The sequence below is a fragment of the Pedococcus sp. P1_H8 genome (genome assembly GCF_056405175.1).
In genome coordinates, this window is the sequence record NZ_JBFUCP010000464.1 from 1 (window position 1) to 362 (window position 362).

The following is a 362-nucleotide window of genomic DNA, read 5'->3' on the forward strand; positions in this document are numbered from 1 at the left end:
GCGTCATCCGCTCGCCGCACAAGTACAAGGACTCGCGCGAGCACTTCGAGATGCGTACCCACAAGCGGCTGATTGACATCCTCGACCCGACGCCCAAGACAGTCGATGCCCTCATGCGCATCGATCTGCCGGCCAGCGTTGATGTCAACATCCAGTGAGCGCGGCGGAGACAAAAACAATGACTGAGAACAAGATCAAGGGAATCCTGGGCACGAAGCTCGGCATGACCCAGGTCTTCGACGAGAACAACCGGGTCGTCCCGGTGACCGTCGTCAAGGCTGGGCCCAACGTCGTCACCCAGATCCGTACCGAAGAGCGTGACGGCTACAGCGCCGTGCAGCTCGCGTTCGGCGCCATCGACC

Annotated in this window: 1 protein-coding gene and 1 pseudogene; both read left to right on the forward strand. The window is 61.3% G+C overall.

Features of this window, described 5'->3' with window-relative positions:
- On the forward strand, positions 1 to 158 hold a 158-nt coding region (gene rpsJ, locus AC1DYG_RS20860; protein ID WP_477641731.1), incomplete at its 5' end, for a 30S ribosomal protein S10.
- Between the two features lie 20 nt (positions 159 to 178).
- Positions 179 to 362: pseudogene (rplC, locus tag AC1DYG_RS20865) on the forward strand (50S ribosomal protein L3); the annotation flags it as partial.